Origin of the sequence: Persicobacter diffluens, assembly GCF_036244895.1 — a bacterium.
GTDB classification, from domain to species: Bacteria; Bacteroidota; Bacteroidia; order Cytophagales; family Cyclobacteriaceae; genus Persicobacter; species Persicobacter diffluens.
This window is the reverse complement of the sequence record NZ_BQKE01000004.1, coordinates 174,525-199,733: the sequence shown is the minus strand read 5'-3', so window position 1 is coordinate 199,733 and position 25,209 is coordinate 174,525. Positions and strand designations below refer to the sequence as shown.

Here is a 25,209-nt window from a genome sequence, read left to right as displayed (position 1 = left end):
GAGAATATCTAATTCCTCTATTTACTCGAAATAAACCTGTAATATTTATTCATCATTTAAAAAATCCTATTAATCCCATTAATCTGTGGACAATAAAAAATCAAGGACCTTTAAAGATTGGTTTTCGGCAATGAGGGAGGAAGTTGTTCAGCCCCCCATTGGGTCGGTTTTTTGCTCATGGATAATTCCAGCAGACCACCATCGATGATTTCTTTGTGATAAAGGAATGCACGGTTGAGTGGTTTTCCATTGAGCTTGGCACTTTTTACATAGGTACGCTCGGGATGATCCTTGGTAACGGTAAATGTCTTTCCCTCCCCTAATTCAATTGTGGTGGATGGATATTTAGGGCTGCTGATCAGGTAGATGTCCTGCCCTGCATTGGGGTAAAAACCCATGGCATTGAACACAAACCACGCACCCATCGCCCCACTGTCATCATTGCCAGGAATACCATTTCTGGCGGTGGTATATTCTTGATCGAGAATTCCTTTCACCACATCGACCGTTCGGTGATGTTTCCCCATATAGGTATAGAGAAACGGCGTAAAAAAACCAGGTTCATTGCTTACCAGGAAATAGTCTTTTTCAAAGAAAGTATCCAACCTTTTTTCCAGTATTTCCTCTCCGCCACATTTTTTGATAAGGGTCTTAACATCATGTGGAATAGCGAGCGAATACTCCCACGAGCTACTTTCATATAGAAATGCCTCCCAATATCCAGTAGTAAACTCATTGAACCGAATGGTGTCGCCTCCATCTGCTTCACGATTAACCAAGATGAAATCGCTGTGCCATTCCCCATTCGATTTACGTGGCATGATGAATCCCTTGTATCCTTCGGAATCATAATTTTCATCCCAGAGGTTTTCCCAGTTGGATGCTCGATGAAGGTACTTCTGGTAAAGGTCATTCTTCCCCAATCCCTTGGCCAAGGTAGCAATGCTATAATCACACAAGCTGTACTCAATGGTTCGGGATCCTGAGCGTTCAAAATCCGTCGAAACATAACCCAGGGTATTGTAATCCGACAGGCCACCACGTCCTTCTTTTCGTTCGTCACCGCCAGGGGAAACCTCTGCGTTTTTGATCATTGCTTCCAAGGCCAATTCATAGTCAATCCCCTTCAATCCTTTCACAAAGGCATCGGCGATGACAATGTCGGCGGTCGATCCGCCTTGCGTACGGCCATTGTCGTTTCCACTTCGGGCATCAGGCAGGTAGCCTTCATGTTTGTAAATGTCAAGCAATGAATTGATCATCTCCACCTGTCGGTTGGGTGTCAGGATGGTCATCAACGGGTGGGAAGTACGATAGGTATCCCATAGGGCATAGAAGTCATCATAGTTTTTGACCTCGCTTTTCCATTTAGGGTTTTCATCCTCTCGACAGACAGGCATCAGGTAGGAATGATAAAGCGAAGTGTAGAATACGGTTTTCTCCGCTTCGGATTTGGTTTCAATATTTATTTTGGAAAGGATATTTTCCCATTGATTGAAGGCATTGGCCTTCACCTGTTCGAAATTCAATTCTCCCAAACTGCTTTTCAGGTTGTGTTTTGCTCTTGCTGTGCTGAGAAAAGAGATACCAACTCTCAGCTGAATCTGCTCGCCTTCTTTTGTTTGAAATGAAAGACAAGCCTGTGTTTTTTCCTTGCTCGCAAATTGTACTTTTTTGTTGGATTCCTTTCCAGATTTATAGGTAGTGAATCCTATGAATGGCTTTGACAATTCGGCATAAAAATAAACAGTATAAGCACCGCCAAAATTCCATCCATGCCTTACGGTAGAATAGCCCGCCACGGCATTATTACCAATCACTTCAATTTCTGAATCGACAAACTGTTGTGCTTCGCCCCATTGATCACCAAAAAATAAATGATGCCCTGCATCAATCAATATTTTCGATTGGTTGGATTTGGGGAAAGTATATTGGTGAATGCCAGCATTTTCAGTAACGGTCATCTCCGCCCGAATTTTATCCTGATCCAAAGTAGTAGCATAATATCCTGCTTCCGCTACTTCATCCGAAAAAGCGGTAGCCGAAACCCGATCAGTAGATTTGCCGATAAACGGACGAACCAAAATATTTCCGTATTTGGCTCCTCCGCCCGTTCCAGAAACGTGGGTATGTGAGAAACCTTCTATTTTTCCGTTGGAGATATAACCTGAATTGGAATGCCCCTCGCAGTCGGGTCCCAACTTCACCATTCCGAAAGGGAAACTTGCGCCAGGAAAAGTATGTCCTTCGCCCTCTGTCCCAATAAATGGATCCACAAAAGCCGTGTTTTTCTGCGCCACCGCAATCGAAAAACTCAGGCTGATCAAAAAGAATAAATTAAAAAATTTCATGCTAAGGTTGTGCTTCTGTATAAAGTCTGTCAAAATAATCGGTATTCAAATGTTGCTTGATTTGCTCCTGCAACGATTGAATTAATTCGGGATCAGCGGTTGGGGCAAGATTGTTTTGCTCCTTTGCATCTTTATTTGCATCATAAAGCATCTGTGCTGCTGTTTGACCATTTTCATCTATCCACGAAGTATAGACATATTCCTTGTTGATCAAACTGATCCCCTTTTCCCAGTTGGAAATCGCAACACCATCGGATTGCCAGTCTTCGTCCGTCAGCCCGCGCGCAAAGGAATCCCCCTGCAGGTGCTTCGGCTTCGGAAGGGCAAGCAATTCTGTCAGTGTGGGGTAAATGTCCACGAATTCAACGATCTGATCCGAATATTGAATCTGTTTTTCGGGCAGGTTGATGATCAGACTGCTACGGGTAGAGCTCGTAAAGTTACTGTGCTTACACCATAAGCCATGATCGCGCAGGTTCCATCCATGATCTCCCCACAAAACGACCATCGTATTTTTGTCCATTCCAGTGGCTTTAAGGTGATCCAGCACCTGACCGATCTGTGCGTCAACGAAGGATACACAAGCATAATAGCCATGAATCAGGTGCCTTGCCAAAGAATCTGGCAGCGGATGCTTACCGCCTGGAATATCTTTGTAATTTCTCAATTCCCCGAAATTATGAAAAGCTTGCTCGGGAGCCGTTTCAGGGTTAAATCCTCCTTCGGGCAAATCAATCTCATTAGGATCGTACAAATCCCAAAAACGCTTGGGCGCATTAAAAGGCAGGTGTGGTTTCCAGAACCCCACAGCCAAAAAGAAGGGTTGATCACCCTCGTTCAGTTGATCCAATGTGGCGATTGCCTGCTTCGAAAGGATTTCGTCATTATATAATTCACCATCGTCTGGTCGGATTTCTGAACAGACACTCTGATGCCTTTTATTGGTTTTGGCTTGCGCAATATTAGGTGCAAGCGCATAATCCCGATTGTTGTGGGGTTTGTTATTTCTCCAAATCTTGTCCCAAGCCAGGGAATCATCATTCTGAATATGATAAACTTTTCCCAAAGAAATGGTCTGATAGCCGTTTTGCTTCAGGTGAGCAGGAATTGAGGGAAACGCTCCCGCCTGTTCATCTTTTCGGGTATTATAAACCTTGAAACGGCTTTGTGTCGGACGAAGCCCCGAGAGTAAAGATGCCCTTGATGCCCCACAAACGGGTACATTACAAAATGCACGATTGAATACCGTCCCTTCGGTGGCCAATGCGTCGATATTGGGCGACTGAATGTGTTCGGCCCCATAGCAACCGAGCTCGGGACGAAGGTCATCCACGGCGATGAACAAAACATTCATCGGCTGTTTTTGAACTTCGCCACAAGACATCAGTGCAAACAACCCTAAAACTATGCTTAGTCTTTTCATTTAACTTGCCTGTTTTTTCTGACCGATCTTATCGTATGCCTTTCTCATTTTCACCATCACTTTTTCATATTTTGGCAAAGCGGCAATGTTGGTTTCTTCTTTCGGATCGGCTATAAAATCATACAATTCTTCTTCTCCGTTCAGGCATCGGATGTATCGGTACTGATCAGAAACAATGGCTGTGTGATGGTTTCGATAATCCCCTACAACGGCACGATCCTCTCGCTTACTGAAGGAAGCAACAAAGATGGTGGCCATTTTTTCGGCCATTTCATTCCGCTGACCATACAGGTAATCCTTCAAAGAAACCCCGTCCAAAGCAAGTTGGCTACCCGATTGGTTGGGCTTATCCGATACCCCACACAAATCAGTAATGGTAGGGTAAAAATCAAGCAATGAAACGGCGGCATCCACCTTTTTTCCCTTAGGAATATCCATTCCTGCAAAAATATAGGGGATGTGTGTTCCTTTGCGCCAAAGCGTATTTTTGAACAACCACTGCTTTTGTCCCATGTGATAGCCATGGTCCGAAGACAAAAAGACAATAGTGTTGTCTTTATAAGGACTTTCCTCCAACGCATCGAGGATTTTTCCGATCTGATCATCCACATAAGTGATACAAGCCAAATATGCCTGCGTCCATTTCTTCAAACCATCTGGTCCGAGGCTCTGTACGGCACGGTAATTTTTGTAGCCATGATCCAATGTTCCATAGTCGGTATCTCTCACCAGAATTTTGGCGCAGTCAGTAGTGTCATTGATCGGTGCATATTCTATTTTGATATCTTCGAGTGGATACATATCAAAATATTTCTGAGGCGCAATATAGGGCGCGTGCGGTTTATTGAAGCCTACACAAAGCATAAAAGGCTTATCATGTCTTTTTGACAATTCTGCCACCGCATATTGGGCATTGAGCTCATCGGGCATCGGATCACGATCATCTTCGCTGTTGTATTTATAGTCCTTATACCAAAGTCTCCATCCGTTGTGGCCAGGAATTCCATTGGCAGGATCGGCGGGAATATTCGGCACATTTTCCAAGGACGTACAAAGGGCATCGGTATGAAGCGTCGGGAAGTCAGGGTGAGTGATTCCCCAGCCATTGATATTTCTTTTGCCGTCCCATGGGAATGGTCCAAAGCTGAAATTATGTCCGTGTTCGTATTTTCCCTCATTGATCCAAACGGTGGTATCGGCATGCTTATGATGGAATATTTTTCCTGTACCCATGACCTTATAGCCGTTGTCCTTGAAATGCTCCATAAAAGTTTTGGACTCGGCCAGGGTCGGTAACTCCCGCCAGTCATATTGTCTTGCGCCGAAGTAGCCAGAGGTCTGAGGAGATAAACCCGAGAGCAAACTCGCTCGGCTCGGAGCACACAGCGGTGCGTTGGCATGGGCATTGGTAAAGGTGGTGCCCTGCGCCATCAGGCGATCAATATTCGGGCTGATGACCTGTGAATTACTGTCCATCACAATGTCATTCAAATCATCACAAAACAAAAACAGCACATTGGGTTTGCTGACTTCTTGTTTTTGTGGCACCTGCTTGCAGGCTCCAAAACAGGTAGCGATCACCAACAATAAAAAGTAATTCGTTCTCATAAGCTAAATAAAAATAAGGTCGATATCAGGTAAAAAAGCATAGAGACGTTAAAAATAACGCCTCTATGTCAATAATCAACTATTTGATAATCAAACGTTCTATATATGTTACCCCTTCAATTTCAAATCTCAATATATACACCCCATGAATCAGTGAGGAAACATCCACCTGTCCCTGTTGTACTTGCAAGCGAATCTGATTACCCAACACATTGATGAAGGTAACCGATCCGCTATCTATTCCTTTGATAAACAGGTAGCTATCAGCAGGATTTGGATATACCAATTGCTGATTTTGTTCGGCCGATAAGGCCTGCTCCACCAACAAAGTAATTTCGGCTTCCGTTCCATTCTGCGTTTCAGCGGTGATCGTTACTGATCCCACGCCAAAAGCATTTACTAAACCGCCTGCCGTAACTTCGGCAATTTTTTCATCCGAACTGCTCCAAGTGAGTTGCTTCTCAATCGCATCCTCAGGTAAAACGGTCGCGACCAACTGCACCGATTCCCCTACCTTTAGTGGAGATTCAACAGCTTCAATCACTATGCTTTCAGGTAACTGAACAATGGTCAAATCCATCTCTGCCATCAATTCGGTACCTTCAGCTTTGACCATGATTTTTACCGTACCAACAGCGACAGCAGTAACCATCCCTTTTGCATCTACTGTGGCGATATTGTCGTCGGCAGAGCTCCACTCATAAGTCGGTGCATCTGCTTCTACAGGCGAATAGCTTGCGGTCAGTTGCAAAGTCTCTCCCACTTCAATGGTTTCCGACAAAGGCGCAACTTCAATCTGCTCCAACATCACCTTGACCGTTAGGCTGGTCATCACTTCGTAGGTATGTTCCATGTAGGTTACCGTGGCTTTTACCTCCGTTTCGCCTTGAGCAAGGGCAGTGGCTGTTCCCATCGCATCGATTGTGGCGATGCTTTCATTCGAAGCACTCCAAACAGCGGTCGCTCCTTCGGGTAATCCGTTGATGGTAAATTCCTGCTCACCACCGACATAGAGCGTCGGCATTTCAGGGCTGATCGACAACTCATCAGCAAGATCAAGGATGGTAATGCTTACTTCATCTGACAATCCATTGGCCGTTGTGGCTGTGATGGTTACTGTTCCCGCACTTAGGGCAGTAACCAATCCTTCGGTGCTAACAGTTGCCATGGCCTCATCTGAACTCATCCAGCTAACAGATTTGTCCACCGCATTTTCGGGTAAAACCGTCGCCATTAATTGAGTGGTCTGACCAAAATACAAGTCTGCCGTTTCACCACTGATGGCAATGGACTCGGCTGTCTGAATAATTTCAAGGTTTACTTTTCCTTCGATTCCATTGACAGCTGTTGCGGTAATTTCCACCGTTCCCACAGCAACAGGCGTGATGATTCCTTCTGCTGATACGGTAGCAACCGTTTCATCTGAACTGTTATAAGTCAATGATTTATCAATGGCATTGGCAGGTAGTATGGTTGTTTCTACAGCATAAGTTTGCCCCATTTCAATCGTTCCTGTCGGTGCATCGATCGTAACGGATTCCACTTCTATATTCACTGAGACAGTGATCTCTTGCGTCAATTCAGGCTGCCCCTCAACGGTCGCAAGTACCGTACACTCCCCACTTCCGATGGCAGTTATTACCCCTTGGGCATCGACCGTAGCGATTTCTTCATCCGTAGAGGTATAATTAATCTTCTCCGTTCCTTTGGACCATTTGGGGTAAAGCACTGGCTCAACCGCATACGTTTCAGCATCCTTCAGGCTGATCGCCTCTATCACTTCAAAAGAAACAAAGTCAGGTTTCTGCGCCTCAACCTCTTCAGGAGTAAGCGCAACATTGTACAATCTGAAATCATCTAAATAACCTGAAAAACGTTGTCCATCAAAATCTCCGCGACGGCCACTTCCGATAGTCAAACGCTGATTGTCCATCCTGAAATTCGGTGCTTTGGTGCTATCCGAAACATACCTTTTTCCATTGACAAATAATTGTCGAACAGAATCACTCTGAAAAATGATGGCCACATGTGCCCACTGATCCTGAATGTTGGTTCCTGCATCCACTCGTTTGTCTCCTCCATTCCAGCGAATAAAAGAAAATACTTTTCCTTTCTTATCTGCTGCATCGCCCATTTTGGTTACCCCAATACCTGTATAATCCGTATTGGTACTGTCGTTCAGCGAATAGATATAGGACAAGCCATCCGAATTGGTGATCTTGGTCCATAAAGTAACAGAGTATGGGAAGCCCTGCACGATCTGCTCCGAAAGTGTAACCGTTGGACCGTTTTCCGGATCCTCAGGTTCAAATTTAAAGGCACTACCAAAAAGCCCTTCCTCCGTCGCCAGATCCATTACCTCACCATCGCGAATGCCTGCCTTTCCAGCACCATTGCTACTAAAAATGTGATTTCCATCCTGCTCATCAAAAGTATAATGCAAGACCAAATCGCTCACCTTTACGTTTGCAGTATGAGTAAAAGGGTTTCCTGGATTGGCACGATCATCTGTTGCGGTGATCGTCAAAGTCGCCATGTCTCCCAACTGAGCACCTTCGGTGATCATGATGTTTCCTTCGGCATCAACGGTAAAGATGTTTTCATCTGAACTGCTGAAGGTAACCGCCTTATTGTCTGCGATCTCAGGATAAACCATCCATTTGACTTTGGTATTTTGTCCGTGGTTAATCACATAGGTGGTTTGTGAGAGTTTTACATCACTGACATAAAAATCCGATTCCACATAACCGAAAACAGGAACCATCACATCTTCTACAATCCCCTCTGGATCAGAAATGGTTACCTGCGTTTTGCCCGAACCGACTATTTCATATTGACCATCGGCATCGATGATAATAATGCTTTCGCCGTCTGAGTTGAAAGTCAGCTGAGCGTTGTCAAAAACAACAGAAGGGAATTTATGAGCAGTCAATTGACCCGTAGTGCCCACCAAGCCGTCCACCAATTCTATACTGGAAGCAATTCCTTTATTTTCAACCTCAGTTGTTGGAAAGGCAGCCATCGCTGTTACATCCTCCTGAGTCAAGACATATTTATCATACATTCTGAAATCGTCCAGCATTCCGTCGAAGTATTTGCCACCAAATCCGTTTGGCGTTTGCGTGGAATTGATCCCTCCCAAAGAAGGAGGGTTATTGTGATTGGTAATGGCAGGTACGCCAACATCCTCTGTTACCTGAAGCTCACCGTCAAGATAAATCTTCACTTCACCCGCGTCATATGACCAAGCCAAATGATGCCAGGAAGATTCGAAATCCTCACCATAATCAATGCTTAATTCACCAATGGCCCCGCCCTCTTTGAATCGGACAGTCAACTGGTTTTCTTTGACAAAAAGGCCCGCTCCTTTGCTAACGCCGCCCTCCTCAAAGATCTGACGTGCTTCACTATTGTCTCTTGAATAAATCCAAATGGCGAAACTTCTTTGAGTGAAGCCTGAGGTGAATTTGCCGTTATTGGGAATAAAAGCACCTGCGGTCGCCTCATCGACTCCATTAAAATCAAGCGCATTTCGGCCAACAACCGAGGCTGTGCCTAAAAGAACGGCCTCGCTGTTGCCGATCTTTCCTACTTTGTTGGTGATGGACTCTGTTAAGTTCCCATCGAAAAGGTAGTGATGTGTTGGCGTCTGAGCCTGCAGGTTAAAGCTTATTAAAAGCAATAGGAAGACTCCTATTTTTTGGTATGTAAAAAAAGTATTCATTGGACAGCTTTGGTTAAAAAATGATATCTAAATTTAAGCAGACCTTCAGCAAAATGATGTGATCTCAATCTCAGTTGCTGTGAACATATTCTCAATCCGCTAAAAGATTGATTTACAATAGCTATAAAGAAAAATGATGCATACTTTTTTAAGTATAGAGTACAATTTGATACCATAATTTCAACCCCAGAACAACTTTTACCTTAGCTTCACCTATTATTTTTTACACAAAATCAGGCATCATGCAACGATTCTATTTTTGGGTTTTGATCTGTGGATTTCTCAACGTTTCATGTAAAGAAATACGGCAATCCACCACCGATACCCGCCCCAATATTCTTTTTATTATGAGTGATGACCATGCGCTGAAAGCCATTTCGGCCTATGGAAAAGCATCACTTATTCAAACCCCCAACATTGACCGTATTGCCAATGAAGGAGCCCTTTTCACCAAAGGATTTGTTACCAACAGTATTTGTGCGCCCTCCCGTGCAGCCATGCTGACGGGAAAGCACAGCTTTGTCAATGGTAAAATTGATAACATGCAAGCCTTCGACTGGGATCAGGACAATTTTGCCAAAAGTCTGCAGGCCAATGGTTATGAAACCGCCCTGATTGGAAAGATTCACCTCGATGGGCAACCGCAGGGTTTTGATTATTCGGACGTGTTGCACGATCAGGGACATTACTATAATCCTGATTTGATCCATAATGGGGATACGGTAAGACATACGGGCTATGTAACCAAGATCATCACGGACAAGGCCCTGAACTGGCTGGATAAAACAAGGGACAAGAAAAAGCCTTTCTGTATGTTGTATCACCATAAGGCGCCGCACCGCAACTGGCATCCCGAACCCAAATACCACGACCTTTATAAGGACACTACTTTTATGCCTCCTGCAAGCTTTTTCAACCCTACACAAAACCGTGGGCAGGCGGCGAAGTCTGCTGAAATGATGATTGAAAAGCATATGGACTGGGGACATGATTTCAAGTTGTTGCACGCTCCCAATGGCAGTCCGACGCGTTTTTCTGAGGAGTTGGACCGCTTTACGCCCGAACAACGCGAGGAGTGGGTGGCACACTATGGCCCATTGAATGAGCAATTCCATCAGGACAAATTAAGTGGGAAAGAGTTGGCGATCTGGAAATACAACCGATATATCAAGGATTATCTGAAGGTGATTAAATCCGTGGATGATCAGGTAGGAAGAGTATTGGATTATTTGGACGAACAGGGGCTGGCAGACAATACCATCGTGGTTTATACGTCGGATCAAGGGTTCTACCTGGGTGAAAACGGCTGGTTTGACAAGCGTTTTATGTATGAAGAATCTTTCCGCACCCCGATCCTGATGCGTTACCCTAAAATGATCCCTGCTAAATCTAAAGTAGATCAACTGGTTCAGAACATTGATTTTGCACCTACCTTTTTGGAGATGGCCAATGTTGATGTGCCTGATGATATACAGGGTAAATCATTGGTTTCCTTATTCGAAAACCCCAAACAATAGTGGCGTGATGCGCTGTATTATACCTACTACGGCTATCCCGCTATTCACCGTGTGAAACGTCATTATGGTATCCGCACCCAACGTTACAAACTGATTCATTTTTATTATGATATTGATGAATGGGAATTATATAATCTGGAGAAAGACCCCGAGGAAACAACCAATGTTTATCAGGATCCTGCTTATGCTTCGGTAAAAAAAGATATGCATGAGCAACTTGAAGAGCTGAGAAAATCCTATGGTGATTCAGATGCCAATGATCAGTTTTTTATTGATAAATATCTACAAATAGAAGCATCGAGAAGAAAGATAAATGCTTATTAATGATTAATTTTTCAATGATGAATACATTTTTTAAAATAAAAAACTGGTGGCCTTGGGCGGCAAAAATTACCCTGCTGATTGCATTAATTGTCGGATTATTGATTCGCTGCCAGCCGCCTACCCAAAAAGCAACGGCAGAAGCTGAAAAACCCAATATTATTTTTATTCTCACCGATGACCTCGGTGCAGGGGATTTGGGATGTACGGGTCACCCCTATGCCCAAACACCTAATATTGACCAACTCGCAATTGACGGGGTCCGATTTACCAAAGCCTATATGTCTGCTTCCTGGTGTGCGCCGAGCCGTTATGGATTGATGCGGGGTCAATATCCTTCCCGGGAATTTTACGGCACCCGCAACCTGATGCCTGAGCAACCGAGTGTGACCAAAATGCTGAAAGAGGCAGGATATGCGACAGCTCACTTCGGTAAATGGCACATGAACATCGGGAAAAAATATTCGAATTCACCGAGTGATTTCGGGATCGATGAGCATTTGACTATCCTAAGCGGCGGACCGACCTGGAGTAAGGAGGAGCGCAAGGATCCGTATTTTCGGGCTAAATCCACGGATAAATATGTGGACCTGACGATGGACTTTATCCAAAAGCAATCCATCGAGAAGGACAACAAACCTTTTTATGTCAATTTGTGGGTAGCACCAACGCACTCCTATATCGACCCAACGCCGGAGCAACTGTCGGTGTACAAAAACCTGAAAGTGAATCTGGAGGATTTCAAAAATCCATGGCAGCGCGAATTTTTGGAGTTTGTTGGACAACACGGCGACATCAACAAAAGTATGCAGGCCTATTGTGCGGATCTGACTGCATTGGATAAGGCTGTTGGCCGACTGATGACCTTTCTGAAAGAAAATGGCTTGGAAGAAAATACCATGATCGTATTCTCAAGTGATAATGGTCCTGGGCCTCTGACCTTTCAGGTGGAAGAAGAAAGCGTGGTGGAGCGTTATAAAAAAATGCCGACGCTGTTGAACAATGTAGGTTCTTCGGGCGATTACCGTGACCGAAAATTAAGTGTGCATGATGGTGGAATCCGCGTGCCGTTGATTGTTAAGTGGCCAAAAAATGCCCCTAAAGGGAAAGTAGATACAGAAACGACCTTCGTGGGCGTGGATTGGTTGCCAACGGTCGCATCAATTTGTGGCATAGATTTGCCTGAGGCAAATTACGACGGTCATGACCTCAAAACTGCTTTTTCAGGAAAAGCTGTGAAAAGGGAGACACCCGTTTTTTGGTCGGAAAATGACTATCAAAAAGCGGTATTGTCGGGCAACTACAAAGGCACAATGAACAAGGCTGGGGAATTCTTTTTGTATAATATTGAGAACGACCCTGGTGAGCACAAAGACCTGAAAAGCATTGAGACCGCCAAGGCAGAAGAAGTCAAATCATTATTGGACAACTATCTCGCTACCGTACCAGATATGGAACAAAGCAAAGCGCAGTTCAAGGCTTACCGCCTGAGCCAAAAGGAAGTGGCGCACTAATAATATACTATTTACGGGTCGTAGGCTATGGTCTGCGATCCGTTTCTTTTTGTATACAGCTTGTCCTGTAAAGGCATCAGTCATTATGTCTCACGGCTTGTTTATTCTCCACGGATACCCCTCGCCCATCGAAAATCGAACATCTTAAATCGGATATCGATTATTCTTTATTGTCCACAGATGACACAGATTTCCACAGATTATTTTTTCACCTTATTCTGGCCGTAGGCTCTGGTCTACGACCCACTCATCATTTCAAAGGATACCACACAACCATTCTCCCAATTGATCCCCCTCATCAACCATGGAATAAATTCCATGTCTACTACAATAAGTCCTTTCAGGACAGCTGTGCCGAGGGTACATTTGGTGATAGCTGCAGGTTTTAACCCCTAGTTTATAAATAGTGGAATAAAATTTGGTCATTGATCCTCAATCCGCTGACTACCGTAATCGGCATTTCTTTCAGTACCCCTGCCTGATCATAAACCGCCATGGTTACCGGAAGCTTCTCACTTCGACAGGCTCAGCGACCGCGGATGTAGATGCTGCTTTGTCCATGATGTTGTTTAGATACCCGGTTGCCCGTAGCATCATAGTGTAACCTCCAATGAAAATAATACCTCCTTCTAATTGAAAAGGGTACCACTTCATCAATCTAATTCGAAATTGAAATAGATTACAAAATGGTATCTATGAACACAAATCAAGAAATTCTGCTAAGGAAATACAGGGATCATCAAAACCAGCGCACTATTGTAAAGGAATTGAAGGTTGGTAGAAGGACCGTAAGAAAATATCTTAAGGAATTTGAAGAGTTACGGCCTCAACACAACGATCTTCAAAGTGCCCTGAGAGCGAGTTTAGCAAAACATCCAAAGTATGCTCCTCTAATCGAACTAATTCGAAGCTGACAGATAAAATCATCGCAAGAATTGAATCTCTTTTGGAAGAGAACGATCGCCGACAAGGTTTGGGGTTAAAGAAGCAACTTTTAAAGGCGGTTGATATGCATGAATGCTTGGAATCTGAGGGTCATTCCTTTCAAGTGTATGTGCTGACCTGACAATAAAACACCCTGCAGCTAGGCTCAGGCCGAAGCCTTGCGCATACTAATGCTTCGGGGCTTTACTCCCGCGCATAAGGGACTTGCAGCCTCTAGAATATTATTCTATATTCGAATAGAATAATGGTGCCCATGTTGGGCAGACGCAATGTATAAAAGTAATAGCGGTTTTCGTGGGTTTTTGGGCGTTAGAGGTTCTAATCAGCCCCGCCAAATCTGCCGATTTGACTATTTAGATAGTGTGCAGCTTTGGCTACTTAGTAAATTGACAAGAAACCGCCTTGAAGTCCGCTACTACTCTTATACGAGCCGTTGTAGCACATCCTAAATAATTAAACTAAAACTTATTAAACAAATACATATCATGAAAAATAAACTAATTAGGTTTATTTACCCCTCTTTAATTTGGGGTTTGCAAATAATTACCCTTTACTATTTTTTACTACAAACTAATGAAGGAAATAATGATGCAGAAACTGATGCAGTTATTCTTCTTTTTTCTCTGATTTCATTATTTGTAATCGCCATTGCTTCAATTATGGTTATGTTTAAGTTTGAAAAACAACTGAAATTTAGAATTGTAAATATTATTTTACTACTTATAATTCCAACAATATGGATCTTCATGATTTATCTATATGGAAATCCATTATATAGATACTATATCAAAATATAATAGTGGAATAAAAAAAAGTGCTACAGTCGAGTGAGCCAGGGAAATTCCACGCCTGACTTCTCACAGACCCCTTGGTAAACCTCTCCATTCATAGGCTCTTGACATACAGAGCGTTTCAAGAAACTATAGCCCAGAGGCCAGTGATAGAATATTTGGAATCATCCTTCGTCATACTTATGAGCAAACTGGCAGCTTTTCGAACTGGCCCTTATTCTCCCTCCACTTTTTGTCAGTCCTCAACATCTGAACTTCATAGTTTAGTGCTAAATTTGCGAAGCGACAAGGACAAAATCCATGGAATTCAGAGCTTGGGTTCGATGTAACACAAAGGACCAGAGCGGATTAAAAAGTTAAATTAAAAATATGGGAATAATTATCATACCTATTTTACTGTTAGCATTAATACTTGGAATAATATCAATTGCAAAAACATTCAAACAGCTAAAAAGGAGTCAAATTACAATAAAAGAATTAATATTTGGTCTTTTATTCGCCGGTACCATCTTCGGGCTGATTTGTTTAAGTTATATTATGGAAGGCAGTGCCTGGGGGCTTAGTCCTGCATTTAGAATTCCAATATTCATGATATTCATCCCATTTGCTATTCAAATTGCGACAGAAAATAGTGGGAATTATAAATTACTATATTTTTCAAAAATCATTTTGGTAAGTATTGCAATAACTACCATATTAGGCGTGATTTTCAACGACTTAATTTTTGGATTGATTGACTATTTGGGAATTGAAAAAACTTATTAAATCAGAAAAACCAGAAAACCGGCTTACCATCTCCTCCTACTTGTCAAACCTCACCGTCAAAACTTCATCGTTTAGTGCTAATTTCACGAAGCAACCGCGGCCAGCACGCCGGCATTTAGGTGCTTAATGGTGCTCACAGCGCTCGCCATAACACAAGCCCATTCAATGATAAAAATTATAATAAATAAAAAAAGCCCCTCCTTCCGGAGGGGCGAACTATTATAGATTAGGTTTATTACGTATAAATATTCCCGCATTTCAGGATCGGTTCCTCATAGAAAGCGCTTGCATATGAATGCTGCAGATACCGATCTTAAATGTGCAGTCAAGATACTTTAATAGCCATCATTCTGCATCAGGCTCCCTTCGGCCAGATTGATCTCGCGGTTAGGGAATGGAAATAATAAGTGATGAGCCTTGATATTACTCGGCAATTCGGCCTCTTTCAGATAGGCATCGATGGTTTCCACCGCATTACCATAACGTTTCAGGTCGAACCAGCGATGATTTTCGAAAGCCAGCTCCACTCGTCTTTCCTGAGCGATGGCATCAGCCAGTTCCTGCTGCGTACTAAAAGTCAGCTCCGGCAGGCTGGCACGACCACGCACAAGGTTAAGATAACTGATGGCATCGGTATCCAGAGGATTGCTTTCATTGGCCAGTTCAGCATAAAGCAACAGGATATCAGCATAGCGCAGGGCCACCCAGTCCACGCCGGATTGCTCTGTGGAAATACCAATCGACTGGTATTTATTAATGATACGCTGACCGCCATCATCACCGGAGCTGATGTCTTTCCGGATATCACCCGGCTCATAGCTGTTCAGTAAATTCTCCGTGGCCATTACCCCTCCGAATTCGCCTTTAGGGCTGAAGGTATAGGAGAAAGTCTGGTGTTCATTGTCGGAGGCACTGTAGCGAACGGCAAAAAGAATTTCCTTGTTCATTTCCACACTAAAAATTTCAGCATAGTGCTCCATCAAACCAAAGCCTCCGTTATCAATAATATCTTTCAGTGTGCTTTGGGCATCCAGCTTATTCCCACCGGAAAGGTAAGCCTTGGCCAAAATCCCTTTGGCGGCCCATTGAGTAACCCTTCCGGCATCTTCTGAAGGGCGACTGGCTGGCAATTGATTCACGGCCAGTTTCAGATCAGCAATGATTTGGGCATATACATCGGCTACAGGCGTATTGCGCATGGCCCCGTAATCATCATGGCTGATGGGCGTCAGAATCAGCGGAGCGCTTCCGTACAGCTGTACCAACTGATGATAAATATAGGCCCTCAGGAATAATACTTCTGCCTGCAACTGCTCTTTTAAAGTTTCATCCGCTACGGCATCCATATTGGCCAGCACCAAATTGGCATTACTGATGGCCGCATAAGATAATCTCCAGTATTCGTAAAACAGGCCGGTAAAGGGATCAAAAGAAAAGGTATTCATTTCGGCATAAAAACCCTCATTTCCCGGATAGGCATTGTCATCCACTATTCCCTCTATGGACCAGGCGATATCTGTCAGGTCCTGTAAATTACTGTAAACCCCCATTACGGCAGATTCTACTTCCTCCGGGCTTTCGAAGAAATTATTTTCACCTATGGAATTCGGAGGGGTCAATTCCAGAAAATCTGAACAAGCCGTCAGGCCTCCCATCAGCAGGAAGCTGAAAAATATATATTTTAATTTCATGGTATTCAGGTTAAAAAGTCAAAGATTAAAATTCCAGTTTCAGGCCTAAAGAAAAGCTTTTCGCCAATGGCATTGGCCCTCTTTGATAACCGTAAGTATAGGCAGACTCCGTATTGGCGTTGATTCCCTCAGGATTCAGACCCGTATATTCGCCGGAGGTCAGATACAACAGATTACTGCTGGCGAAGAATACGCGGAAAATACGGATGCGTTCTCCTTTTACAGGGATGGTATAGCCCAGGGTCAGGTCACGCAAGGCCACATAAGAGGCATCCTGAACATGCCAGTCCGTCTCCGTTTTTCTTTGTGTCAGACCATCGGGATCCTCCAGACCAATATTGCTGTTGGTACCCGCCCAGTGTGTTTGCAGATAATGGTCATCAATATTAAAAACAGAAGCCCCGTGAGAACCCTGAAAGGTGAAAGTCAGATCAAAACGCTTGTATCGGATATTATTGGTGAATCCCCAGACAAAATCCGGATTGGCCTTACCCAAAACTTCCATATCATTTTCATCAATCACGCCGTCTCCGTTCAAATCCTGAACATAAACATTATTCGCCTGAACGCCTATGGGCCAATAAAGTCCGAATTCCTCATCTGATAATTCGCGCTTCACCCGGTACCCATAAAACTGAGAAATCGGAGAACCTACCTGCGTCAGGAAATGTGAAGGACGTTTGGATTCCACTGTAGACTGGAAAGACTCATGCTCCCCGAAATTCAAGACCTCATTTTTGGTTTTGGAGAACGTCATGGTGGTGGACCAGCTGAAGTGATCTTTTTCAATATTACGAGTGGTCAGCTCCAGCTCCACCCCGCTGTTCCGCACTTTACCATGGTTCACCCACAGACGCTCAAAACCGGACATAGCCGGAATGTCCATTTCCAACAGCAACTGATCCGTCACCGAATTATAATACTGTGCCCCCAGATAAATTCTGTTCTCAAACAAGCCCAAATCCACCGAAGCATTGTACTCAAAGGTTCGCTCCCATCCCAGATCAGCATTTCCCTTATTCTCCAGCGTATAGCCCGGGACAATATTATCGCCCCCGGTAACGTAATTCTGAGTCGACATATTACCGGTGTGCAGGTAATCCCCGATGGCATTATTTCCTGTCGCACCATAGGAAGAGCTCAGCTTTAATTCACTCACTACATCCCGGATCGGTTGCATAAATGGCTCTTCCATCATTCTCCAACCCACACTCACTGCCGGAAAATATCCCCAGCGGTTATTACTACCGAAACGGCTGCTGCCATCCCATCGGGAACTTACCGATAATAAGTATTTACTTTTATAAGCATAGTTCACCCTTGCTAAAGCAGAAACCAGATTATCCCCCGTCTCATAAGTATCATCTGCTGCCAGCCAAACATTAGAAGCCGCCGAGAACACCCGCACTTTATCATTCAGGAAGCCGTTGGCCTCCATGCCGATACTGGTCTTGCGGTTGATCTGCGCAGTGAAGCCGGCAATGGCAGAAATCTCATGATCACCGATGTTTTTGTTATAAGAAAGGATATTCTCATTCAACAAATTATAGGTATTCTGCCCCACATAAGTGGCCTCAGGAGTTCCATTGCGGTGTCCCCAGGAAGTCTGGAAGAAGTTACGCTCAAAATTATTGTAATAAGCTCCGGCAGAAGTTTTAAAATTCAGATCATCCGTGATCTGATAGGAAAGGTAAGCATTGGCAAAACCACGGATGGTCACCTCATTCAGATCACGACCATGCAATTTCGCATAACCACTCACATTACTGGTATTCCGCAAATGCGGATAACCCTGAGCGGCATAAAAATCATTGGCGGAGGTACTGAAATCATTCTCCATTGCCAGAGAACCCACCGGCATACCGGTCATGGCCGAAGTTTTTTCATTATGATAAATGGGCAACCAGGAAGCACTTCTGGCCACATCGTGCATGCGCACTTCAATACGGTCACGGTCCTGATAGGAAGCGTTCATGTTCACGCCCACCTTAAATTTATCATTCAGTTTCGTATCCACCTTTACTCTTAAAGAATATTTCGTAAAATCATTGCCGTCTACCACCCCCTGATCATCCAGGATCTGTGAGGAGATATAATAATTAGTTTTCTCACTGCCACCACTCAGGTTTACCTGGTAGTTTTGTGAAAAACCGGCCCTGGTCATTACATCCATGGCATCATAATTATAGCCAATATCCTGAGCAAGCAGAATTTTCTCCCGATCATCCTCGGATAAATTGGCTTTGGATAAAGCATAATCCGCCCAGGAATTCGGATTATCCAAATCATAAGAAAGCGCAGGGCTTTTAACATTGGTGCTGGCCGTAAAGGTCACTTTCATTTTCCCTTTTGAGCCGCTTTTCGTAGTAATCAGAATGACCCCGTTAGCCCCACGGGAACCATAAATCGCTGCCGAGGCGGCATCTTTCAATACTTCAATGGATTCCACATCGTTCATATCCACGGCAGAAAGATCATCCGGAATAGGGAAGCCATCCACTACAATCAGGGGACCGTTGCCCGCATTAATGGTCGCCTGACCACGAATCTGAATATACGGGGTAGCACCGGCATCCCCATCGGTAGTTTGAATTTGTAAACCGGCCAGTTTACCATAAAGGGCCTGGTCCACGCGATTCACCGGAATCTCTTCCAGATTGGTATTTTCCAGCTTGGCAATGGCGCCGGTAAGGTGAGATTTTTTTTGGGCGCCGTAACCGGTCACGACGATCTGTTCCAGCAGGACATCGTTAGTCTTCAGCGCCACATCGATGATAGTTTGATTTCCCACCAATACAGACTGCGCTTTGTACCCTACATAACTGAAAGTTAAAGTATGGTCTGTTCCGGGCACCTCAATAGTGTAGTTTCCGTCTGGTCCGGTAATGGTTCCGGAGGAGGTTCCTGCAATTAATATGGATACACCGGGCAAAGCCATAGCGGCCTCATCGGTGACTGTTCCTGAAATAGTGATAGATTGCGCAAAGGCAAACCTGGCCGTAAAGGCAAAAAACAGGAGCAGGAATAGCGTTAATTTTGTCGGGTTGTTTTTCATTAAAAAATGATTGAAAAGTTAAAAATACAACAAATAAATAGTAACGCAGGGGGTTGTTGCATTAAAATTGGTGAACCAAAGCCCAAAAACCAAATGTTTTTTGAGAATTTTTCATCTACCATCTAAATTTTATTTAACCTCGCCCTCAGCTTTTCCTAACCACCACCCATAAAAACTCCAAAATTTAGGTCCTAAAACATTTTAGCAGAAATAGGACGATCTACAAAAATTACCATTTACGCAATGCCTTGTTCAATCAATTGATTTATTAGCAAAAAATAAAATCAATACTTGAATTTTTAATAAAATAGTGGAGCGAATATTCCCCATTAATAATTGATCATCACCTTCCACACAGACTCCCTTAATTTGACCGGAAAAAGTGCACCACAAAATGGGATGAGAGGTCGAGAAAAATTTTATAAAAACCATTCAAAAAAATGGGCAATTAGCCTAAAGCTTCATGCGCCCTTAGCCGGATTATTCATGCCAGGAACATTTCTCAACAATAGCGCTGCTATTCTCTTAAAGTAATCGGATATCGCTTCTGCAATAATCAAGTTTTCGATGCGAATTTTGGCTATTAAACACGTCTACATCCTCATTTAGCTGCAAGATGGGTAAAAGGAATGGATAATATCCTATTTCCAGTTTTTTCCAACGAAACAGATGAATGAGGAGAAAGCAAGCTTGTCCAAATTGGATTAAATAAAAAAATTAGACCATCCGAGTATAACAAATTGATAATATGGTATCGGATCACTAAATCTAGCTGTGATAATTAGGGTTAAAACAAAAAAAAGGCCTGCAAGATCACTATCCTGAAGGCCCTTAATTCTGATCGCCATAAATTACCGCTTATTGCTCAGCTTTTTTTCCGAAAATTCTATCACCATCGCCATATGCACCTCCATGGCCTTACGTGCAGATTTAGAATCCCCTTCTTCAATATATTTCAAGACTTGCTTATGCTCCTCAATGGATTTAAGTTTACTGCTGGTAGAACATACGGCCTCCGCATCAAAGAAATCAATGACATCCGGCATGATCACCATCATCAGGCTTTTTAAGGTCGCATTATGCGCTGCCTCACAAATCGCCAGATGAAAAAGAAAATCCAGTTCGGAAGTATTTTTTTTCTTTTCCAAAACCGCCGCTTCATGCTTGGCTAGTGCCTCACGAATGTTAATCAGGTCAGATTCGGTTCTTCGCTTAGCCGCCAAATGAACCGCATTATACTCTAACATCGCCCTGGTTTCTACCAGCGAATGAAAGTCAGTATCATGCAACTCCAATATATTGGCAATCACGCCCCGCATAGCGTCTATTCCCAAACCGGCCACGACGGTCCCGCTTTGAGGCAAAGTTTTCAGCACCCCATAAAACTCCAACTTTTTGATGGCATCCCTCACATAACTTCTTCCCACGCCAAACTGCTCGCTCAACCTGCGCTCGGGAGGCAATACATCTCCTGCATTCAAAGTCCCCCCTTCAATTAACTCCCGGATCTGTCGAATAATAACATCGGCAGGCTTCTCTACTTTTATGGTATCAAAAATCATATGCTAAAAATTAAAAAATTTCATATAGAGAAATTTAATATTCAATATATAAAAAAGCAATAAATTAAAAGAATAGAGGAGCAGAGCCCCTCGATTTTAAAACTATTCTTAATAAATCACTAATCTTTGTGATTGACTAATATTATTACTGAAATTAATATTCAAAATATAAATACCTGCAGGCAAGTCCAGATTTAGTTTTTGCTCTTCTATCGGAGCAGACATCAACTGACGCCCTTCCATGGTGATCACCGTATACTGAACGGCATGCTCATTGAAAAATTTCACCGAAACCTGTCCCCTTGAAGGATTTGGATAAACCATAAACTGTGCCTCATCGGTCGTTGATAATGGCGCCTTTTCAGTTTTCACCAATAATATTTCAGAGTCTTCCGATACATAACCGGCACCATCCTCTGCCAGTACCATGAGCTCATACTCCTGATCTGAACTTAAGTCCAGGAATCCATAGGAGAAAGTGGCGCCATTCAGGTGAGCAGCCAACTCAAAATTTCCTCCGCCCACTTCTCTGATAAACACATAATAAGCGGTGATCCCATTCAGGGAATTTGACGGACGCCAGTTAAGGGTAAAGGAATTCAGGGAAATCTGACTCGCAATTAAATCCTCTACCACTGAAGGCCGATCACTCACTTCATCATCCTTATCCCGGGTGGTTACCGAAATACTCTCCGATAGTTCCGACTCATTACCCGCCGCATCAAAAGCGGAAACGGCAAAGGTATAGTTGGTTGAGGTATTCAAACCACTCACTTTATAGGAAGTAGCACTAACCGTCTGAATAATAAAGCCATCCTGATAAATATGATATCCTAAAACGCCCACATTATCGGTAGAGGCGGTCCAGCTTAATGCCACGCTCGTCCCCTGCGTATCGATGGACTTTAGATCCGTTGGGATTGAGGGAGCCTCAAAATCCGGTTGTGAATCCTGACTTACTGAAATCCGAGAAGGAAAGGAATAGAACAATACCGACTCAGAACTGGTACGTCGGAACAGGTGACCGATCTCGATTTTCAATTCCTTCGCCGTACTGAGGCTGGCGTAAGGAATCGCATAAGTATTGCCTTGCGCATGATCCAGTACCACTTCATCTTCTCCCTCCAATTTTAATCGTACACTAAAATTCCGATCAGGAAATATAGTATAATCGGTATCATAAAAATCACCAATCACTTCCGGCTCTTCCCAGCTGACAATGACCTGGCTGCCGTCATTTTCCTGAATGCGTACCTTCGGACGACTGATCACTGGGAACATACGCTGTTCCGGAACCAGGGCAATTTTAGCAATTTTGATATTCGGATAAGCTTTGAAAAGATCCAATTCATTGATACCGGCATTCAACATGGTAGTTCTGATTTCATAGCCAATCAAAACCCACTGCCATTCGCCTACCATTTCTTCAGAAATTCGAGAACCGAAAGCTGCACCGTAATAATCCGGATTAGTAGGATCATTTGGCGTATCCAAGTTACGCTTATCAATATCAATCTGATTAACAGAACCGTAAACCGTTCCAGATTTTACATCGCCCTCATTCACCAGGGCCCAGATATAAAATCTGCTGGCTTCCGGCATGGAAATATTGTAACGCAACATCGGACTGTCAAATCTTTCCACCGAAACCTTATTCGCATTGGTGGTAGTATCCGTATTGGCCAGATACATATAGCGGCCCATTTCAGGATCGGTCCCGATCAACCATCTTTCGCCATCATATTGCCCTTTACCGCCGATATTCGCGGCATATTCTGCGGCAGCGAATTCAAAAATTTCATCTCCATCGGCCATATGAATGGTGCCCGGCAGGTCATCTCCGTCTCCTCCAAGGCTGGCGGTAGTCACTACATGCGCCTCAGACTCTGCGGAATGATTGCCCGCAGCATCGTAGGCCCTAACGGTAAAAGTGTACTCCGTCTCCGGATCCAAACCGCCAATGGTCACACTGGTTCCCTCCGTCACATCATTCGGTAATTCTGTTCCGTCTCGGGTAATTTTATAACCTGCAACGGCCACATTATCTGTTGAAGCCTCCCAGGAAAGGGTCAGGGAATTGGATGCCACTTCTGAGGAGCTTAAGTTCCCGGGAATGGTTGGCGCTTCCGTATCGACCTCACCATCAGGCAGGCTGTTTTGATCAACTGTAATTACCGTAGGGATGGAATAAGTCAAATGCTCCGAAGAACTATTCGCTTTAAACTCATGTGATACTTCCACAGCAACATCAGTAGGATCTGCAATATCGGTCAATGGAATTTCAAAGAAACGATCTGTCACTTCCACAGCCTCATTTTCCCCCAACTGAACCCGATAACCGAAATCCTTGGTAGCATAAATAACATCTGAACTATTATACAAATCTCCAGTTAGCGTAGGTTCCCCCAAATCTAATTTTAAGCTGGTGCCATTATTCTCCACTACCTTCACCTCAGGAGCATCAATAATCATATTGATATCCTGTGAAGGCGTAAAGGCAATTTTTGCGATCTTAATATTAGGACGTGCCTTAAAAATTTCGATCTTATTTACACCCTGCTTTACAATTTCACTCTTCGCCTGATTATTACATAACATCCACTGCCACTCCCCTTTCATGGCATCAGAAATTCTGGATCGTGCAGCGGAACCATATTCCCCTTCTGCCCGCTTGTCTAAATCCAAATCATTGAAATTCACGTAAATCCGACCGGCATCTTTGGAACCTTCATTAACCAGCGCCCAGACATAACCGGTTTGCGCTTCCGGCATATTGATTTCAAATACTACAGTTGGACTTATATAACGCTCTGAAGAAGTTTCATTTCGATTATCCGAAGTGGTATTTTCCAAATAAAGAATAGCCCCCATTTCAGCATCATTGCCGACCAACCAGTTTTCTCCTGTAAAGGCATCGCTTCCTTCTTTCAATTCAGCATACTGATTCGCCTGAAACAAATAAATCCCATTGGCATCCGCTTCGTGTGGTACATCCGACCCATTTCCGTCCTCCGGTTGGCTGTTGGCATCCACGCTTAGCAAAGTTGGAATGGAATAGGTTTGCATATTACTACTACTATTCTTTCTGAATTCATGGCTCAGCGCTACGGAAACAGTCGTCGCTGCGGCCAAATCCGATACCGGAATCGTAAACTGTTGCTCCGTTACTTCTACCGCTTCCGCTTCCCCCACTTGCACCCGGTAAGCATATTCCTTCGTCGGATAAATACTTTCGTTGAAATCATACAATTCCCCTGTTAGAGAAGGGGTACCCAGGTCCAAAGTAAGCTGCGTACCATCATTACCCACCACCTTCACCTCAGGGCTATTAATGATCATATTGATATCCTGCTGAGGGGTAAAGGCCAATTTTGCAATCTTGATATCCGGACGTGCCTTGAAAATTTCAATTTCATTCACACCCGCCTTGACCACATCGTCATTGGCTTGATTATTACACAGAATCCACTGCCACTGCCCGGCCATTTCTTCGGAAATTCTGGACTTTGCTGCACTACCATAATCACCTTCGGCACGCTTATCCAAATCCAATCCATTCATATTGACATAGATCCGCCCCTTGTCTTTGCCCCCTTCATTGATTAATGCCCATACAAAGCCTTTTTGTGCTTCCGGCATATCAATTTTGAATACCAAAGAAGGACTTTTGTATCGATCCGCAGAAGTTTCATTACGATTTTCATCTGATGTGTCATCCAGATAAACGTAATCTCCTACTACCGGATCAGTGGCCACTAACCATTCTTCTCCCACAAACAAGTCCGTACCTGCATTAGATACCGCATACTGACTCGCCTGAATTTGGTAAACACCGAACTGGTCCGCCTCATGGGGAGTATCGGTCTGCTGGGCCAAAGCCAGCGGCAGATAGCCGAGTACCATTAAGGCCATTAAAAAAATATGACTTAATTTTCTCATTAT

11 protein-coding genes and 1 pseudogene are annotated in these 25,209 nt (G+C 43.8%); 4 read left to right on the top strand and 8 right to left on the bottom strand.

Annotated elements, in window-relative coordinates; genetic code table 11:
- Window positions 1–110 precede the first annotated feature (110 nt).
- From AAA970_RS22955 to AAA970_RS22940, 4 genes are all read right to left on the bottom strand, one after another.
- Window positions 111–2,351: a GH92 family glycosyl hydrolase gene (locus AAA970_RS22955; protein WP_338239223.1), complete on the bottom strand. Its 2,241-nt coding sequence runs from the start codon at window positions 2,349–2,351 to the stop codon at window positions 111–113.
- 1 nt (window position 2,352) lies between these two features.
- Window positions 2,353–3,774: a sulfatase gene (locus tag AAA970_RS22950; protein ID WP_338239222.1), complete on the bottom strand. Its 1,422-nt coding sequence runs from the start codon at window positions 3,772–3,774 to the stop codon at window positions 2,353–2,355.
- Window positions 3,775–5,382 carry a sulfatase gene (locus AAA970_RS22945; RefSeq protein ID WP_338239221.1) on the bottom strand — a complete coding sequence of 536 codons (1,608 nt, stop codon included), beginning with the start codon at window positions 5,380–5,382 and terminating at the stop codon, window positions 3,775–3,777. It lies immediately after the preceding gene.
- A gap of 79 nt (window positions 5,383–5,461) precedes the next feature.
- Window positions 5,462–9,106: an Ig-like domain-containing protein gene (locus AAA970_RS22940; protein ID WP_338239220.1), complete on the bottom strand. Its 3,645-nt coding sequence runs from the start codon at window positions 9,104–9,106 to the stop codon at window positions 5,462–5,464.
- 242 nt (window positions 9,107–9,348) lie between these two features.
- Between AAA970_RS22940 and AAA970_RS22935 the strand changes: the two are divergent.
- The 4 genes and pseudogenes from AAA970_RS22935 to AAA970_RS22920 all read left to right on the top strand — a co-directional run bounded on the left by AAA970_RS22935 (window position 9,349) and on the right by AAA970_RS22920 (window position 14,959).
- Window positions 9,349–10,947, top strand: a pseudogene (locus tag AAA970_RS22935) (sulfatase family protein).
- The gene (locus AAA970_RS22930; protein WP_338239219.1) at window positions 10,947–12,458 is read left to right on the top strand and encodes a sulfatase family protein; all 1,512 of its coding nucleotides are present in this window, start codon (window positions 10,947–10,949) and stop codon (window positions 12,456–12,458) included. The pseudogene AAA970_RS22935 and the gene AAA970_RS22930 overlap by 1 nt, the downstream one beginning before the upstream one ends.
- A 1,430-nt stretch (window positions 12,459–13,888) precedes the next feature.
- Window positions 13,889–14,200, top strand: a complete 312-nt coding sequence (locus AAA970_RS22925; RefSeq protein ID WP_338239218.1) for a hypothetical protein — start codon at window positions 13,889–13,891, stop codon at window positions 14,198–14,200.
- 363 nt (window positions 14,201–14,563) lie between these two features.
- Window positions 14,564–14,959 (top strand): hypothetical protein, encoded by a 396-nt coding sequence (locus AAA970_RS22920; RefSeq protein WP_338239216.1) that lies wholly within the window; start codon window positions 14,564–14,566, stop codon window positions 14,957–14,959.
- A gap of 335 nt (window positions 14,960–15,294) precedes the next feature.
- Here the strand turns inward: AAA970_RS22920 and AAA970_RS22915 are convergent, their stop codons facing one another.
- From AAA970_RS22915 to AAA970_RS22900, 4 genes are all read right to left on the bottom strand, one after another.
- Entirely contained in the window at window positions 15,295–16,650 is a 1,356-nt protein-coding gene (locus AAA970_RS22915) for a RagB/SusD family nutrient uptake outer membrane protein (RefSeq protein WP_338239214.1), read from the bottom strand.
- 25 nt (window positions 16,651–16,675) lie between these two features.
- Entirely contained in the window at window positions 16,676–19,705 is a 3,030-nt protein-coding gene (locus tag AAA970_RS22910; RefSeq protein ID WP_338239213.1) for a SusC/RagA family TonB-linked outer membrane protein, read from the bottom strand.
- An 851-nt stretch (window positions 19,706–20,556) separates the two neighbouring features.
- Entirely contained in the window at window positions 20,557–21,267 is a 711-nt protein-coding gene (locus tag AAA970_RS22905; RefSeq protein WP_338239212.1) for a FadR/GntR family transcriptional regulator, read from the bottom strand.
- A gap of 108 nt (window positions 21,268–21,375) precedes the next feature.
- Complete coding sequence (locus AAA970_RS22900) at window positions 21,376–25,206, bottom strand: fibronectin type III domain-containing protein (protein WP_338239211.1); 3,831 nt, start codon at window positions 25,204–25,206, stop codon at window positions 21,376–21,378.
- Window positions 25,207–25,209 lie beyond the last annotated feature (3 nt).

Bases quoted from the DNA above. Each gene is read 5' to 3' on its own strand.
- AAA970_RS22920 (WP_338239216.1), top strand. From the start codon at position 14,564: ATGGGAATAATTATCATACCTATTTTACTGTTAGCATTAATACTTGGA.
- AAA970_RS22930 (WP_338239219.1), top strand. From the start codon at position 10,947: ATGATTAATTTTTCAATGATGAATACATTTTTTAAAATAAAAAACTGG.
- AAA970_RS22910 (WP_338239213.1), bottom strand. From the start codon at position 19,705: ATGAAAAACAACCCGACAAAATTAACGCTATTCCTGCTCCTGTTTTTT.
- AAA970_RS22940 (WP_338239220.1), bottom strand. From the start codon at position 9,106: ATGAATACTTTTTTTACATACCAAAAAATAGGAGTCTTCCTATTGCTT.
- AAA970_RS22905 (WP_338239212.1), bottom strand. From the start codon at position 21,267: ATGATTTTTGATACCATAAAAGTAGAGAAGCCTGCCGATGTTATTATT.
- AAA970_RS22915 (WP_338239214.1), bottom strand. From the start codon at position 16,650: ATGAAATTAAAATATATATTTTTCAGCTTCCTGCTGATGGGAGGCCTG.
- AAA970_RS22950 (WP_338239222.1), bottom strand. From the start codon at position 3,774: ATGAAAAGACTAAGCATAGTTTTAGGGTTGTTTGCACTGATGTCTTGT.
- AAA970_RS22925 (WP_338239218.1), top strand. From the start codon at position 13,889: ATGAAAAATAAACTAATTAGGTTTATTTACCCCTCTTTAATTTGGGGT.
- AAA970_RS22945 (WP_338239221.1), bottom strand. From the start codon at position 5,382: ATGAGAACGAATTACTTTTTATTGTTGGTGATCGCTACCTGTTTTGGA.
- AAA970_RS22900 (WP_338239211.1), bottom strand. From the start codon at position 25,206: ATGAGAAAATTAAGTCATATTTTTTTAATGGCCTTAATGGTACTCGGC.
- AAA970_RS22955 (WP_338239223.1), bottom strand. From the start codon at position 2,351: ATGAAATTTTTTAATTTATTCTTTTTGATCAGCCTGAGTTTTTCGATT.